General features: G+C 68.6%; 16 protein-coding genes. 9 read left to right on the top strand and 7 right to left on the bottom strand.

Annotated features, from left to right (window positions below; all coding sequences use genetic code 11):
- Window positions 1–13 precede the first annotated feature (13 nt).
- The gene (locus AC5RVD_RS08195) at window positions 14–1,753 is read right to left on the bottom strand and encodes a DUF4389 domain-containing protein (RefSeq protein WP_494126640.1); all 1,740 of its coding nucleotides are present in this window, start codon (window positions 1,751–1,753) and stop codon (window positions 14–16) included.
- A gap of 389 nt (window positions 1,754–2,142) precedes the next feature.
- Window positions 2,143–2,586 carry a glutaredoxin family protein gene (locus AC5RVD_RS08200; RefSeq protein WP_494126641.1) on the bottom strand — a complete coding sequence of 148 codons (444 nt, stop codon included), beginning with the start codon at window positions 2,584–2,586 and terminating at the stop codon, window positions 2,143–2,145.
- 142 nt (window positions 2,587–2,728) lie between these two features.
- Here AC5RVD_RS08200 and AC5RVD_RS08205 point away from each other — a divergent pair, with 142 nt between their 5' ends.
- Window positions 2,729–3,493 (top strand): SurA N-terminal domain-containing protein, encoded by a 765-nt coding sequence (locus AC5RVD_RS08205; protein WP_494126642.1) that lies wholly within the window; start codon window positions 2,729–2,731, stop codon window positions 3,491–3,493.
- An 88-nt stretch (window positions 3,494–3,581) separates the two neighbouring features.
- Here AC5RVD_RS08205 and AC5RVD_RS08210 read toward each other — a convergent pair whose 3' ends face one another.
- The 3 genes from AC5RVD_RS08210 to AC5RVD_RS08220 form a co-directional block, all read right to left on the bottom strand.
- A complete protein-coding gene (locus AC5RVD_RS08210; RefSeq protein ID WP_494126643.1) occupies window positions 3,582–4,016 on the bottom strand; it encodes an Hsp20/alpha crystallin family protein in 435 nt (144 codons plus the stop codon).
- 154 nt (window positions 4,017–4,170) lie between these two features.
- Window positions 4,171–4,731, bottom strand: coding sequence for a GNAT family N-acetyltransferase (locus AC5RVD_RS08215; protein ID WP_494126644.1), 561 nt, complete (start codon window positions 4,729–4,731; stop codon window positions 4,171–4,173).
- Window positions 4,732–4,802: 71 nt separating this feature from the next.
- A complete protein-coding gene (locus AC5RVD_RS08220; protein ID WP_494122442.1) occupies window positions 4,803–5,363 on the bottom strand; it encodes a type 1 glutamine amidotransferase domain-containing protein in 561 nt (186 codons plus the stop codon).
- 199 nt (window positions 5,364–5,562) lie between these two features.
- Here AC5RVD_RS08220 and AC5RVD_RS08225 point away from each other — a divergent pair, with 199 nt between their 5' ends.
- Genes AC5RVD_RS08225 through AC5RVD_RS08240 form a run of 4 tightly spaced genes read left to right on the top strand, consistent with a single transcriptional unit; the run spans window position 5,563 to window position 8,692 of the window.
- Entirely contained in the window at window positions 5,563–6,621 is a 1,059-nt protein-coding gene (locus AC5RVD_RS08225) for an iron-containing redox enzyme family protein (RefSeq protein WP_494126645.1), read from the top strand.
- On the top strand, window positions 6,618–7,652 hold the full coding sequence (locus AC5RVD_RS08230) for a glycosyltransferase family 2 protein (protein WP_494126646.1): 1,035 nt from the start codon (window positions 6,618–6,620) through the stop codon (window positions 7,650–7,652). Before AC5RVD_RS08225 ends, AC5RVD_RS08230 begins: the two co-directional genes overlap by 4 nt.
- Window positions 7,588–7,797, top strand: a complete 210-nt coding sequence (locus tag AC5RVD_RS08235; RefSeq protein WP_494122439.1) for a CDGSH iron-sulfur domain-containing protein — start codon at window positions 7,588–7,590, stop codon at window positions 7,795–7,797. Before AC5RVD_RS08230 ends, AC5RVD_RS08235 begins: the two co-directional genes overlap by 65 nt.
- A gap of 34 nt (window positions 7,798–7,831) precedes the next feature.
- Window positions 7,832–8,692 (top strand): phosphatase PAP2 family protein, encoded by an 861-nt coding sequence (locus AC5RVD_RS08240; RefSeq protein WP_494126647.1) that lies wholly within the window; start codon window positions 7,832–7,834, stop codon window positions 8,690–8,692.
- Between the two features lie 10 nt (window positions 8,693–8,702).
- On the opposite strand, the gene AC5RVD_RS08245 is transcribed toward AC5RVD_RS08240, so the two are convergent.
- On the bottom strand, window positions 8,703–9,068 hold the full coding sequence (locus AC5RVD_RS08245) for an ArsR/SmtB family transcription factor (RefSeq protein ID WP_494126648.1): 366 nt from the start codon (window positions 9,066–9,068) through the stop codon (window positions 8,703–8,705).
- Between the two features lie 121 nt (window positions 9,069–9,189).
- On the opposite strand from AC5RVD_RS08245, the gene arsB reads away from it, so the two are divergent.
- The 4 genes from arsB (at window position 9,190) to AC5RVD_RS08265 (ending at window position 12,717) form a co-directional block, all read left to right on the top strand.
- Window positions 9,190–10,293, top strand: a complete 1,104-nt coding sequence (arsB, locus tag AC5RVD_RS08250; protein WP_494126649.1) for an ACR3 family arsenite efflux transporter — start codon at window positions 9,190–9,192, stop codon at window positions 10,291–10,293.
- A gap of 129 nt (window positions 10,294–10,422) precedes the next feature.
- Entirely contained in the window at window positions 10,423–10,854 is a 432-nt protein-coding gene (locus AC5RVD_RS08255; protein ID WP_494111618.1) for an arsenate reductase ArsC, read from the top strand.
- A gap of 29 nt (window positions 10,855–10,883) precedes the next feature.
- Complete coding sequence (locus tag AC5RVD_RS08260) at window positions 10,884–12,386, top strand: FAD-dependent oxidoreductase (RefSeq protein WP_494126650.1); 1,503 nt, start codon at window positions 10,884–10,886, stop codon at window positions 12,384–12,386.
- A 31-nt stretch (window positions 12,387–12,417) separates the two neighbouring features.
- Window positions 12,418–12,717 (top strand): hypothetical protein, encoded by a 300-nt coding sequence (locus AC5RVD_RS08265; protein ID WP_494126651.1) that lies wholly within the window; start codon window positions 12,418–12,420, stop codon window positions 12,715–12,717.
- A gap of 140 nt (window positions 12,718–12,857) precedes the next feature.
- On the opposite strand, the gene AC5RVD_RS08270 is transcribed toward AC5RVD_RS08265, so the two are convergent.
- Window positions 12,858–13,406 carry a DUF488 domain-containing protein gene (locus AC5RVD_RS08270; protein WP_494126652.1) on the bottom strand — a complete coding sequence of 183 codons (549 nt, stop codon included), beginning with the start codon at window positions 13,404–13,406 and terminating at the stop codon, window positions 12,858–12,860.
- Window positions 13,407–13,411: the final 5 nt, after the last annotated feature.

The following is a 13,411-nucleotide window of genomic DNA, read 5'->3' on the forward strand; positions in this document are numbered from 1 at the left end:
GCAGACCCTTGGCTTAGGTCGTCCCGGGCGGACGGGTCCATGGCTCGGGTCCCCCGTTGCCCGGCGGCGGTGTTCCCGGTGTCCCGGGTTCTTCCGGCCGGGCCGGCCGCGCCGGCGGGTTGACGGGCCCTTGCCCCGGGGGCGCGGCCTCCGGGTTGCCGGGCCCATGCGTTGCGGCCGGGGCGGGCGGGTCGACCGGCCCTTGGTCCAGGCGGAAGGGCGGGTACTCGTCGCGCATCAGCAAAACGTAGGCCGCCACCCGGTAGGCCCAGCGGTTGATGCCGACGATCAGGGCGAACAGCTCCTGCCGGTATCGGCCGCTGAACAGCAGGATCACCGCGGTGATCAGCACGAGCAGGCCCAGCAGCGAGGGGCCCCATGTGGCGGGGGACGCATAGGCGTCCTCGCCCCAGCCTCTGCCCCAACCGCGGTCCCAGGCTGCACCGGTGCCGCTGGTGAAGATGCCGACAATGAGCAGGTGCGGGATGGCCAGCAGCCACCATTTCACCAGCACGAGCCAGTGCGAGAGGCGCTGCGGGTAGGCCACGTCCAGGTCGGCCGGGTAGTCGGCGGCGGCCAGTGTGAACGGCGGATACCGGTCGGTGCCCAGCGCGGAGTACCCGTAGAAACCCACGCGCCAGGACCAGCGCAGTACACCGACGTTGTAGCGGAACCAGGACCTCGGATAGCGCCCGGTGAACAGGATCACGATCCCGGCCGCGATCGTGGTTACCAGCACGGCGAACCACAGCACGGCCAGGACGATGTAGTGCGGAATCGCCAACAACCACTTGACGAGCCACAGCCACCGGGACAGCCGGCCGTCCAGGAAGCCGGTCACGAGCACCGGGTATACCTGCGTCGTCCTTCCCCACCCCGCATTCCCGGCCGGCGCGGCTCCCGGGCCTTGGCCTGGGCGCCGGTACCGCTCCAGGCCGTCGGTCCCCGGACCCTGCCCCTGGCCTGGACGGGAACGATCCTGATCGATGTCGCGGCCCAGGCCTGCGGAACCGAGCAACAGGAGGGGAATACCGATGACCAGGCCGATCAGCCCGGCGATCAAAAGGCCGTTCCCAGCCGGTCCCAGCACATCGGATCGTGCCCCTGCCTGCGCATCCACCCACACCGGGCGGGAAGCGTCCGCGTTCATCACGACCAGTGACCACCGGCCGGGTTGCAACTCCCAGGCAAGTTGCTGCGGGCCGCTGCCGGAGGTCGATTCGGTCCAGAAGTCCTGCTCCCCGGGCGGGGCCGGAACGCGGTCCCCTTCCGAGGTCACCTCGTCGTCATCGAACCACGACGAGCGCCCCGGCCGGTCCCCGGGGTCGGACCGTAAGGCGTCACCGAGCGAGGTGTAGGAAACGCCTTCCAGGTAGGCCGCGGCGTCCGAGGCCTCGGCGATGCCCACGAACACCTCTTGGTCCGGAACCACGGGGGTGACGCGCACCTGAAAACTGGCCAGGTCTCCGAGCGCCGGAATATTGGGCATTCCGGCAGCCCCGGGGTCGACGTCCACGGAAGGGCCTACGAGGGCATACCCCGTGCTCTGGTACTGCTCCGTCGGCCCGGTGAGGTAGCGGCCGTCGCCTTGCACGGCACTGGCACCAAGAATGACGGCGGCGCTGATGGTCAAGGCCAGCCCGGCGACGGTCAGCAGCACGCCGAGGACCAGCAGCACCCAGTGCCCGGGCTTCATGCGGGCCGCTGGAGGCGCCGGACCGGGCGCAGGAGGCGGGGCAGGTTGGGCGGTCATGACGGTCCTTTCGCGGCGCGTGCCGGAACCGTGCCCGGGCTAAGCGCCTACGGCTGGGTTGGCAGGATCCGGGCAGCCGCATCGGTGCCCAGCTACCGGGTTCTCTTGCGTCGGCGCGTGAGTGATCCGCTGAGCGGTCTCCAACGTCGCACCGTGGGGACTGGCAGAGGCAATCGAAACCCGCATCGTGCCACCTCCCCCTTGGTGTGCTTCCCCGTCACAGTGCACCTACAGCGCCCGGCCCTCGCTTCATGCAGCAGGAACGAGGCCCGTCTGGACGCCAGCGCACTTCAAGCAGCCTCAGTCCGTTAGATGCCCGGCCGCGCTCGGCGCGTGTGGCTGCAGGCAACATGGTACTCAGCCGCCCCGACCGGCGATAGAGTCGCCGCTCACCTGCCGGCCAAGGCCCGGCTGACCACGCTTGGTTCCGGGTTCGTCAGGACCTCGCCGCCCAGCAGCACCGTGGGGACGGTTTCGTTCCCGTGGTTGTGCTGCCGGACGTAGGCGGCGCCTTCCGGATCCTGCCAGATGTTCACCCAGTGGGCGGCCCGGCCGTTGCGGCCCAGGCTCGCCTTAAGCCGCAGGCAGTAGACGCAGCCGGGCCGCCAGAAGATGACCACCCGGCCTGGATCGTCGCCCTGGTCCCTCAGCTCTGTCCACGGGGTGGCCCGCCGGCTGCCAAAGAAAGGACTTACCGCCCACGCGCCGGCCAGCAGCAACGCGGCGTAGATGCTGCCGGGCAGCCAATCGCCGTCCTGCCCCTTAAAGACCAGGGCAGCCACGGCCAGAGCGGCCAAAGCTGCCGCGGGAAACCAGCGGTCGAAGCGTTTCATGGACATAGCGTACGCGCGCCGTCCACGCCGTCGCGGGCGCCCTCCCTCCGGTTTTGCCTAGGTTTCTCCCAGCTTTCGCCACGGCAACACACATGGTTGACCAGTAGTGTCGCTGACTTGTGCACCGAGATGGGAGAACAGTGTGACTAAGAAGTGGTTATTGAGCCTGGCCGTTGCCGGCTCCATCGCCGTCCTCACCGCCTGCGGGGCGCCTGCGGAGAGCGGTTCGAGTCCGGCGGCTTCGGCGGAATCCAGCGCGGGCGCCGAAGGGCAGGCCCAGCCGCCGGAGCCGGATCTTGAAGGCATCCCCGATGTGGTGGCCGAGGTCAATGGGACGGAGATCCCCAAGGACAAGTTCACCGCAGCGTACGAAGGGCAGTTCCAGCAGATGGCCATGCAGTCCCAGATGACGGGGCAGGAAGTGGACCAGGACGCGCTGAAGAAGCAGACGGCCGAGGCCATGGTGGGCACGCAGCTGCTGATCCAGGAAGCGGACAACCGCGGGATCAAGGCGTCCGGGAAGGACGTGCAGGCCTCACTGGAGGAGATGGCCAAGGCCAACCAGTTCAAGACCGTGGATGAGCTCATGGCCGCCATCAAGGAACAGGGCATGACCGAGGACGAGGTCAACGCCGAAATGGAGACCCAGGTCCGGGTGGACAAGCTGATTGCCGAGGAGACCGGCGACGCCAAGCCCACCGAGAACGAGCTGAAGGCCGCTTACGAGCAGGCCAAGAAGCAGCAAGAGCAGATGGGCGAGCAGACCGGCCAGAAGGCCGAGGTTCCCTCCATGGAGGAGATGCGGCCGAACCTGGAGCAGCAGATCCAGGCGCAGAAGGAATCAGAAGCCACGCAGGCCCTGGTCACGGACCTCCGCGAGAAGGCGGACGTCAAGATCCACCTCTGATTTTCCCTGCCTCGAAACTACGACGACGGTGCCCACCACAGCGGGCACCGTCGTCGTTGTTGTCCGGGGCGGCTTGAGCAACGGGCGCCTACCCGCGGGTGACCTGTATTTTCTGCCGCGGCGTTTCCGTCCCCGACTGCGGAACCGGGGCCTTGATCTCGAGCACTCCGTCCCTGTAGGTGGCGGTGATGTCCTCGTCCTTGACGCCCTGTGGCAGCGGCACGCTGCGGGAGAAGGATCCGTAGCGGAACTCCGAGCGGTAGGTGCCCTTCTCCTTCTCCTCCTTCCGCTCGTGCCGCTCGGCGCGGATATGCAACTGTCCCTCCGAGACGGAAATCTCCGCATCGTTTTCCGGGTCGATGCCCGGCAGCTCGGCCCGGATGGTCAGGACGTTGTCCTTGATCTCCTCCTCCACCCGGATCATGGATTTTTCCTGTTCACCTTCGAAGAAGCGGCGGAAGGGCTCCGCCAGCTCGAAGGGCGAGCGGCGCTCGAATGGCGGCCACTTCAGCGAATCACTCATGGCTCACACTCCTGTGACAGAAACGGCAGGCCGGCGGCCAAGGGCCCCCGACCCCTAATACCCTTCAGTTTTCGCAGGTGCAGGTTCTGGCATGCGCACCCGGTGCGTCCGGCACGGCAACATGGTATAGCCGCCCGGTTTAAACAGGAATGGGTTAGGTCCGCGGGCGGATCGCCGCATAGAGCAGCATGTCCCGGCGCACGCCGCCGATGGTCTGGTAGCTGCGCAGCAGGCCCTCGCGGCTGAAGCCTGCAGACTCGGCGGTCCGAATCGAGGCGTTGTTCCAGGGCTCGATGTAAAGCTCCAGCCGGTGCAATTCCGGGATGGTCCAGGCGAAGGCTGCGAGCGCCGCGAGCGCATCCGCTGCCCGCCCCTGCCCCCGGTGTGCCGGGGACAACAGGTAGCCGGCTGTGGCCCGGCCTTCCGGCAGGTAGGTCAGCCAGAGCCCAATCTGGCCGACCGCCCGGTCCGACTCGGCGTCTGCCACCGCGAAGGAGTAACCCGCGCCGGAGGTGAACCGCCCGTTCTGGCGCAGGATCCACTCCACCGCATCGTCCTCCCGGCACGGCGAGGGAATGGAACTAATCAGCGGGATGTACGGATCCTGGGCCAGCTCGAGGGCCAGATGGGCGTCCTCGCTGCGGAATTGGCGCAGCACCACGCTGCCCTGCGCCGGCGTGACCTCCGGCCAAGCCAGCGGCAGGCGTGCATCCATGTCTGCGATTGTGCCAGTTGTCGTCCGCGTGACAAGAACGGGCGGCGCCGAAGGGGGCTGCACGTTCGGGCTCAAGTGGTTTCGGCCAAGACGTCCATGATGCCGGTGACGAACTGGTCCAGATCCCCCGGGTTACGGGAAGTGACCAGTGTCCAGCCGTGTTGGCGGTCGATCACCACGGGCTCGTCGTCCCACTGGCCGCCGGAATTCATGATGTCCGCCTTGAGCGAGATGTAGGAGGTGAGCGTCTTGCCGCGGGTGCGGCCGGTTTCCACCAGGAGCCAAGGTCCGTGGCAGATGGCGGCGATCGGCCGGCCGGATTCCGAGAAGGACCGCACTATGCCCTGGGCGTCCGGGTCCAGTCGCAGCTGGTCTGCGTTCAGCGTCCCGCCCGGCAGAACCAGCAGGTCATAGTCGCCGTCGGAAACATCGGGGAGAGATTTGTCCACCGGAATCTTTTCGCCGCGGTCCCAGTCCCCGACCATGGTTTCCACGTCGCCGGCTTCGGGCGCCGCGATCGTGACGTCGACGCCGGCCGCGCGCAGTTTTTCGACCGGGACTTTCAGCTCGTCCTGTTCAACACCGCGATTGCTCACCGCTACCAAGACCTTTTTGCCTGCAATTTCGGGCATGCTTTTCCGTCCTTCCAGTGGAGATGTTCGGACAACTTCCACCTTGCCACTGCTGGGAAGCGAAGCCAAGGCGCTGCCGCGCGGGGGCCCCCGCGGTCAGGCGCCTTGCGCTGCACCGACTCTTGACGTGTCCCGGGGGTCGGGGTCAACTGGAGATCACGAACCGGCGCGACGTGCGCCGACCCAGTAAGGAGACGCCGTGAAGCTCCCCCACCCCCGGGGCCTTGTCAGCGAGACGTTGTTGGCCGCCCTGCAAAGCAGCCAGATTCCCGACGCGCTGCCGGAGCTGCAGGCCGCAGCCGAGAACAGGCTGGCAGTCACCGAGGACGTCCTGTTCGACGACGATCTGCAGCTTGCGCTGTTTTCCTTGTACGAACTTCACTACGGCGGGTTGGACGGCGTGGACGACCGGTGGGAGTGGAACCTGCCCCTCCTTCGGGTCCGCGCCCTGATCGAGCAGCGGATGGAGGCCCGGCTGCGGGAGTCCGTCTCCGTTCCGGCCCCGCAACAGCTTTCGCAGCAGGCGGTGGCGGACCGGCTCTTCGAGCTGGCGGCTGACGACGACGGGCCCAGCCTCTCCGCGTTCATGGCCCGCGAGGCCTCGCTGGAACAGGCCAAGGAATTTCTGGTCCTTCGCTCGGTGTACCAGCTGAAGGAAGCGGATCCGCACACCTGGGCCATCCCCCGGCTGGACGGGCGGGCCAAGTCGGCCATGGTCGAGATCCAGGCCGACGAATACGGCGGAGGAAAGCCCGGCCGCATGCACTCGGAGCTCTTCGCCCGCACCATGCGCGGACTGGGGCTGGACCCCTCGTTCGGCGCCTATGTGGACTCCGTCCCGGCCATCACGCTGGCGTCGGTCAACAGCATGTCGCTGTTCGGGCTGCAGCGGCGGCTGCGCGGAGCGATCTGCGGCCACCTGGCCATCTACGAGATGACCTCTTCGATCCCCAACGGCAAATACGCGCGCGGTTTCCGCCGGCTGGGGTTCGCCGGCGAGGTGACGGAGTACTTCGAGGAACATGTGGAGGCCGATGCTGTCCACGAACAGATCGCCGGACGGGACCTGGCCGGCGGACTGATCGCCGGGGACCCGACCTTGGCCGCCGATGTGTTCTTCGGTGCCGGCAGCGCGCTCTACCTGGACGGACTGGCAGGGGGCTGGCAGCTGGACGCCTGGACCTCCGGCCGTTCGGCGCTCCGCCAACCGCTGGATTCGGGCCGGCAGGCACCGGTTGCCGCCGGCGCCTCGGTGTGAGGATCGAGTACGTCCTGCCGCTGAAGTGGCAGGACAACGGCGGCGACGCCGAACTCACCCGCTATCTGCTGTCCCTGCCGGAGTGGGTGGACGTGACGGTGGTGGACGGCTCCGCGGAGACTGTTTTCGCCGAGCATCACCGGCTCTGGCAGCGGCGCGTGCAGCATCTCCGCCCGGACGGACCGCCCACGCCCAATGGGAAGGTGCAGGGGGTGCTGACAGGATTGCGGCACGCGCGGCATGACCGGGTCATCATTGCCGACGACGACGTCCGTTACACCCCGGAGAACCTGTCCGCCGTGGCGGAATTGCTGGGGCATGCCGAACTGGTGCGCCCGCAGAACTACTTCGACCCGTTGCCGTGGCATGCCCGCTGGGACACCGCGCGGTCCCTGCTGAACCGGGCGTTCGCGTCCGACTACCCCGGCACGCTCGGCGTCCGCCGCTCGCTGCTGCTGAAGACCGGCGGTTACCGCGGCGACGTGTTGTTCGAGAACCTGGAACTGATCCGCACGGTCCAGGCCGCGGGCGGACGCCAGGTCCGGGCCGACGGCATCTACGTCCGGCGGCTGCCGCCGACCTTCCGACATTTCCTGGGCCAGCGGATTCGGCAGGCTTACGATTCCCAAACCCAGCCCGCGCGCTTGGCCGTGGAACTGCTGCTGATCCCGCTCCTGCTGCAGCAGGCGCGCCGGCCCGCAGGCTATGGCGCGTGGGCCGCCGCCGCCGTCGTCCTGGCCGAAGCGGGGCGGCGGCGTGCGGGCGGTGCCCGGGTGTTCGGTGCGCGGGCCGCGCTGTGGGCCCCGCTGTGGGTGCTGGAGCGGGCCGTGACCTCATGGCTCGCCGTGGGCTGGCGCTGTACGGGCGGCATGCCGTATTCCGGCTGCCGCCTGCGGAGCGCGGCCAGCCGTCCGGCGTCACTGCGGCGGCGGTTCAGCCACCTTAACGTCACGATAGGAGAAATTAATGACGAGCCAGGAACCGACCGAGATCGTCGTCTGCCCCGACGGGCCGCTGCTGGTACGCGGTGACTTTGACCTCGTGGATGGCGACGGAAAGGCGGTGCCCCGGACGCGGGAGACCGTTGCCCTGTGCCGCTGCGGCGGATCGGGCATCAAACCGTACTGCGACGGAACGCACAAGCTGCTCGCGGCGAGGCGGAAGGCGGCGCAGTAGCGCGGCCGTGCGGCGCTGACGTTGAGGGGGCGCGGTGCCTGATGAATTGAACGACGACGACGCGCCGGTCCGGCCGAGCGGTGGGACGAGTGAAGAGCGATTCCTGGGCGGGCGGGACCTGACCAGGTGGAGCACGCCACCGGGAAAATTCCTGGCGCGGTGCATGCACCGCCTCAGCAGCATCCTGGGTCCACACGCCGCGTTGATCCTCACCCTGGCCGCCGGAGCGCTGGTCGCGGTGTTGCTCACCGTGGCGTCGGCGGAGATTTATGAGGCGGTGACCGACGAAGACGGCGTCGCCGAATTCGACCAGCCGGTACTGGACGCGGCGCAAACCGTCCGGTCCCCCTGGCTCGATACAACGGTAACCGCGTTTACGAACATCGGCGGGCCCGTCGGCATGCCGATCCTCGCGTTGCTGGTCATGGGTATCCTGACCTTTCGCCGGCGGTCCTGGACCCCGGCCATTCTCATCACCACCGCGGCTGCCGGGTCGCTGTTAATGACGGTTGCCGCCAAGCAGTTCATTGGACGGGCCCGCCCGGCGCTGCGGGAGGCAGTGCCGCCCTTCGAATATTCGGCGTCTTTTCCCAGCGGGCATTCCCTCAACGCGGTCGTGATCGCCGGCGTGGTCGCCTACCTGCTCATCCTGCGCCAGGCCAGGCGGCGGTCCAAGATCCTCACGGTCGGCGCCGCCGCCCTGTTTGCCGTGGCCATGGGATTAAGCAGGGTTTTCCTGGGCCACCACTGGTTCACGGATGTCCTGGTCGCGTGGACCCTCGGGGTCGCGTGGCTCGCGCTGGTCATCACCGCCCACCGCCTCTACCTGACCGTCTGGCACCGCGGGGCCGGCCGGGTTCCCACCGACAGAGGATCCCCGCCGGCGGCACCCTAGCCAGATACTCTCAGGCGGGCTGGACCAGGACGCCGGCCAGGTTGTCGAGCGCCCCGGGGACCAAGGAAAAGTACGCCCACACGCCGCGCTTTTCCCGGTGCAGGATCCCGGCGTCGACCAGGACCTTCAAGTGGTGCGAGACGGTCGGCTGCCCCAACCCCAGCGGCTCGGTCAGATCGCAGACGCAGGCCTCGGATCCTTCGCTCGCGGAAATCATGGAGACCAGGCGCAGCCGGTTCGGGTCCGCCAGGGCCTTGAACTGGCCGGCCAGCGCGGCGGCACGGTCGGCACCCATCGGCGGCGCACCGCTGGGAGTGCAGCACGAAACGAGATCGCCGTCGAGGTCGGTCGGCGCGAGGTCGGTAACGGTCGTCATGTCATCCATTATGCCCAGAGATTGACAGTTGTCGATATATCCACCCATACTCGGTATCGACGAACATCGATACGACTTCCGGCGGTGAATCACGCGCCAACGTCCCGTCACGAGGAGCCACGTGAGCACGCCCGTTGCAACACCCGACACCAGCCCGGTAGCCGCCCGGATGTCCACCCTCGACCGTTTCCTCCCGGTGTGGATCATCGCTGCCATGGCCGCCGGGCTGCTGCTCGGGCGATTCGTCCCGGGCATTGGGCCGGCGCTGGATTCGGTGCAGGTAGCCGACGTCTCGCTGCCCATCGCCGTCGGGCTCTTGGTGATGATGTACCCGGTGCTGGCCAAGGTCCGCTACGACGAGACCCACCGGGTGGTGGCGGATAAGAAGCTCATGGTCAGCTCGCTGGTGATCAACTGGCTGGCGGCGCCGGCGTTCATGTTCGCGCTGGCGTGGATCTTCCTGCCCGACCTGCCCGAATACCGGACGGGCCTGATCATCGTGGGGCTTGCCCGCTGCATCGCCATGGTGATGATCTGGAACGACCTGGCCTGCGGCGACCGCGAGGCGGCCGCGGTGCTGGTGGCCATCAACTCCGTGTTCCAGGTGATCGCGTTCGGCGCGCTGGGCTGGTTCTACCTGCAGCTGCTGCCGTCCATGCTCGGCCTGCCGACCACCAGCGCCGAGTTCTCCTTCTGGGCGATCACGGCCTCCGTGCTGGTGTTCCTCGGCATCCCGCTGCTGGCCGGATTCCTCACCCGCACCCTCGGCGAAAAGGCCAAGGGGCGCACCTGGTACGAGGGCAAGTTCCTGCCGAAGCTGGGGCCGTGGGCACTGTACGGCCTGCTGTTCACCATCGTGCTGTTGTTCGCGCTGCAGGGCGACGAAATCACCTCCAATCCGCTGGACGTGGCCCGCATTGCGCTGCCGCTGCTGATCTACTTCGTGGTGGTGTTCGCCGCCGGCATGGTGGTCGGCAAGCTGCTGAAGCTGGGCTACGAGCGCACCACGACGCTGGCGTTCACCGCCGCCGGCAACAACTTTGAACTAGCCATCGCCGTGGCGATCGGCACGTACGGCGTGACGTCGGGGCAGGCGCTGGCCGGCGTTGTGGGGCCTCTGATCGAGGTTCCGGTGCTGGTGGCCCTGGTCTACGTGGCCCTGTGGGCACGGCGACGGTTCTTCACCGAGCCCGCGGAGGCGTCGCCGTCCGTCGTCTTCCGCTGATCCGACCCTGTCGGCACGCCGGCACGACCCCACGGACAGGCCGACCCGACACCTAACTGGCCCGAGCCGCACACCTAACAGACCCGGCCGCACACCGACTTTCCCACCCAGCACAGGAGCATTCAGCGCATGAGTACCGAAACCGCCAAGAAGCCCTCCGTCCTGTTCGTCTGCGTCCACAACGCCGGGCGCTCACAGATGGCCGCCGCCTTCCTCACGCACCTGGCGAAGGGCGCCATCGAGGTCCGCTCCGCCGGGTCCCAGCCCGCCGATCAGGTCAACCCGGCAGCCGTGGAGGCGATGCGCGAAGAGGGCATCGACATCTCCGCCGAGATGCCCAAGGTCCTCACCACCGAGGCCGTCAAGGATTCGGACGTGGTGGTGACCATGGGCTGCGGCGACGAGTGCCCGTTCTTCCCCGGCAAGCGCTACGAGGACTGGGTGCTGGAGGACCCGGCCGGCAAGGGCGTGGAGTCGGTCCGACCGATCCGCGATGAGATCAAGGGCCGCATCGAGCAGTTGATCGCCGAGCTGCTGCCCGCGCAGCCCGGCGCGAACTGATCCGCCCTTCTACTGCGAGGAAGCCGACCATGAGCCAGGACAGGAACAGTGCGGAACTCCCCGTCGTCGTCATCGGTGCAGGGCCGGTGGGGCTGGCCGCGGCGGCCCACTTGCTGGAGCGTGGGCTGACCCCGCTGGTCTTCGAAGCCGGAGAGGCTGCCGGTGCCGCGGTCGCCGACTGGGGCCACATCCGGCTGTTCTCCCCCTGGCGCTATAACGTCGACGCCGCGTCCCGCCGGCTGCTGGAGGCTGCCGGCTGGGAAGAGCCGCGGCCGAGCGCACTCCCCTACGGCTCCGAACTGGTGGAGCGCTACATCCAGCCGCTGGCCGCCGTGCCTGCCCTGCGCAATATCCTGCGCACTTCTTCACGGATAACGGCGGTCAGCCGCGCCGGCATGGACAAGACCCATTCGCTGGGCCGGACCGAGACGCCGTTCCTGGTTCGGGTGCAGGACGGTTCGGGGACGGTCACCGACCACCTCGCGCGCGCCGTGATCGATGCTTCCGGTACGTGGAGCCGGCCGAACCCGTTGGGCCAGGCCGGGCTGCCCGCTCCCGGTGAAGCCGAGGCCCTGGCCGCCGGCTTCATCACCGGGCCGCTGCCCGACGTCCTCGGCAGCGCCCGCGCGCGCTTTGCCGGCAAGCACATCCTGGTGGTCGGCGCCGGCCACTCGGCCGCCAACACCTTGCTGAACCTTGGCCAGCTGGCCAAGAACGAACCCGGCACGCGGGTCAGCTGGGCGGTCCGCGGTTCCAGTGTCACGCGGCTCTATGGCGGCGGGGAGCTGGACGGGCTGCCGGCGCGCGGCCAGCTGGGGACGCGGCTGCGCCGCCTGGTCGAGGACGGCCACGTGGACCTGCACACCTCGTTCGCCATCACCGGGTTCAAGTGCGCGGACAGCCTCGCCGTCAGCGGCAGCACTCCCCACGGCGACGTGCAGCTCGACGTGGACCTGCTGGTTCCGGCCACCGGCTTCCGACCCGACCTGGACATGCTGCGCGAGGTCCGGCTCGAACTCGATCCGGCCGTGGAGGCGCCCCGCGCGCTTGGCCCGCTGATCGACCCGGAGTTCCACAGTTGCGGCACCGTTCCCCCGCACGGCGCCAGGCTGCTGGCCCACCCGGACCGCGACTTCTACCTGGCCGGCATGAAATCCTACGGCCGGGCGCCAACCTTCCTGTTGGCCACCGGCTACGAGCAGGTCCGCTCGATCGCCGCCGCGTTGGCCGGGGATGCAGCGGCCGCCGACAACGTGGAACTGAACCTGCCGGAGACAGGGGTCTGCTCCACCGACCTCGGCGCCAGCTGCGACGTCCCCGCACCGGGAGCTGCGGGTCGGGTGGCGGTCGGCGAGGAATCCGCCGGTGGGGAAACGTCCGCCGGTCGGGAAACGCCCGCCCCCGAAGCAGCAGCCGAGCCGGAGCCAGCAGCCGCGAGCTGCTGTTCCGCGCCGAAGCCGGTACAGCTGGGATTCCCCACTGGGTTCCGGCACGGCCGCTCGGGCATCTCCTTGGCGACGGGGCGGGGATAGTCTGGGAGTCCCGACGTCCAAGGAGATGCCCATGAGTTCCGTCCTCCCCACCCTGCTCACCAGCACCGGCCTGCTGGGCGGTTTCAAGACCGGCCAAGCGACCAAGAACCGTCCCCTGGCCGGAGCCGTGCTGGCCGCCGCGGGAGCAGGAGCCTTCGCGATGTGGCAGCGCAACGCCGGGACCGGCCGGGCGGCAGCGCTCACCGTTGGGTATCTGGCGGCCTTCGGCGTGTCCCATCCGCTGGCCAAGAAGATCGGCGCCTGGCCGGCGGTCTATACGGTGACGGCGACGACGGCGCTGGCTTCGCTGGTTTTCGGCCGCAAGCGCTGACCGTCTACGGGGCGGCCGCGTCGCCCCGGGCCTATTGCCCGGCGCCGCGGCCCGGTTCCCCGCCGCCGCTGTCTATTGCGCGGCGCCCCGCCGCGGCGTCCCGGCTCGGTTACCTGACGCTCCGATTTACCTCGCGGGCGTCACGCCGCCGGCAGGTCCCAATACAACCGACCGGCTTCCATTCGGGCACCCGCCGACGGCTCGTGCAATGATTTTTTGCCGCCGGGCAGCAGATGCACCACCTCAAAGGCGTGCAGCAACACCAGGACGTCGGAGATGAGCCGGCGGTGGCAGCGCCACCACACGCTCTCGCTGCACATGATCGCCACGTCGGCGGCCTCGGCGTCGGTCAGCAGGCGTCCCAGCCCGTGGGCGAATTCCGGCGTGCGCGTGTAGGCGGCATAGGCCCGGAACGCAGCGACTTGCCACCAGCTGTCGGGCTCGGGCTCACCGGCGGGAATCCGCCGTCGTCCGCCCAGGTCTTCTTCCCAGCGGTAGCCGAGGCCGGCGGCGGGAAGCCATTCCGTGAGGGCATCGCGGCCCATGTCCGGATGCTTGCGGCTGCCCGGGAAGCGGCGGACATCGACGACCTTCTGCACGCCGGCGCCGTTGAGCAGTTCGGCCAACTCTTCGGGCGTGCTGGTGCCGTGGCCTACAGTGAACAGCCGCCGGTGTACGTCCTGTGCCATCTGCA

The sequence above is a fragment of the Arthrobacter sp. THG-b23 genome, from assembly GCF_059091265.1.

Coding starts and splice junctions, on each gene's coding strand:
- AC5RVD_RS08195 (WP_494126640.1), bottom strand. CDS start 1,753: ATGACCGCCCAACCTGCCCCGCCTCCTGCGCCCGGTCCGGCGCCTCCA.
- AC5RVD_RS08200 (WP_494126641.1), bottom strand. CDS start 2,586: ATGAAACGCTTCGACCGCTGGTTTCCCGCGGCAGCTTTGGCCGCTCTG.
- AC5RVD_RS08210 (WP_494126643.1), bottom strand. CDS start 4,016: ATGAGTGATTCGCTGAAGTGGCCGCCATTCGAGCGCCGCTCGCCCTTC.
- AC5RVD_RS08215 (WP_494126644.1), bottom strand. CDS start 4,731: ATGGATGCACGCCTGCCGCTGGCTTGGCCGGAGGTCACGCCGGCGCAG.
- AC5RVD_RS08220 (WP_494122442.1), bottom strand. CDS start 5,363: ATGCCCGAAATTGCAGGCAAAAAGGTCTTGGTAGCGGTGAGCAATCGC.
- AC5RVD_RS08235 (WP_494122439.1), top strand. CDS start 7,588: ATGACGAGCCAGGAACCGACCGAGATCGTCGTCTGCCCCGACGGGCCG.
- AC5RVD_RS08245 (WP_494126648.1), bottom strand. CDS start 9,068: ATGACGACCGTTACCGACCTCGCGCCGACCGACCTCGACGGCGATCTC.
- AC5RVD_RS08255 (WP_494111618.1), top strand. CDS start 10,423: ATGAGTACCGAAACCGCCAAGAAGCCCTCCGTCCTGTTCGTCTGCGTC.
- AC5RVD_RS08260 (WP_494126650.1), top strand. CDS start 10,884: ATGAGCCAGGACAGGAACAGTGCGGAACTCCCCGTCGTCGTCATCGGT.
- AC5RVD_RS08265 (WP_494126651.1), top strand. CDS start 12,418: ATGAGTTCCGTCCTCCCCACCCTGCTCACCAGCACCGGCCTGCTGGGC.
- AC5RVD_RS08270 (WP_494126652.1), bottom strand. CDS start 13,406: ATGGCACAGGACGTACACCGGCGGCTGTTCACTGTAGGCCACGGCACC.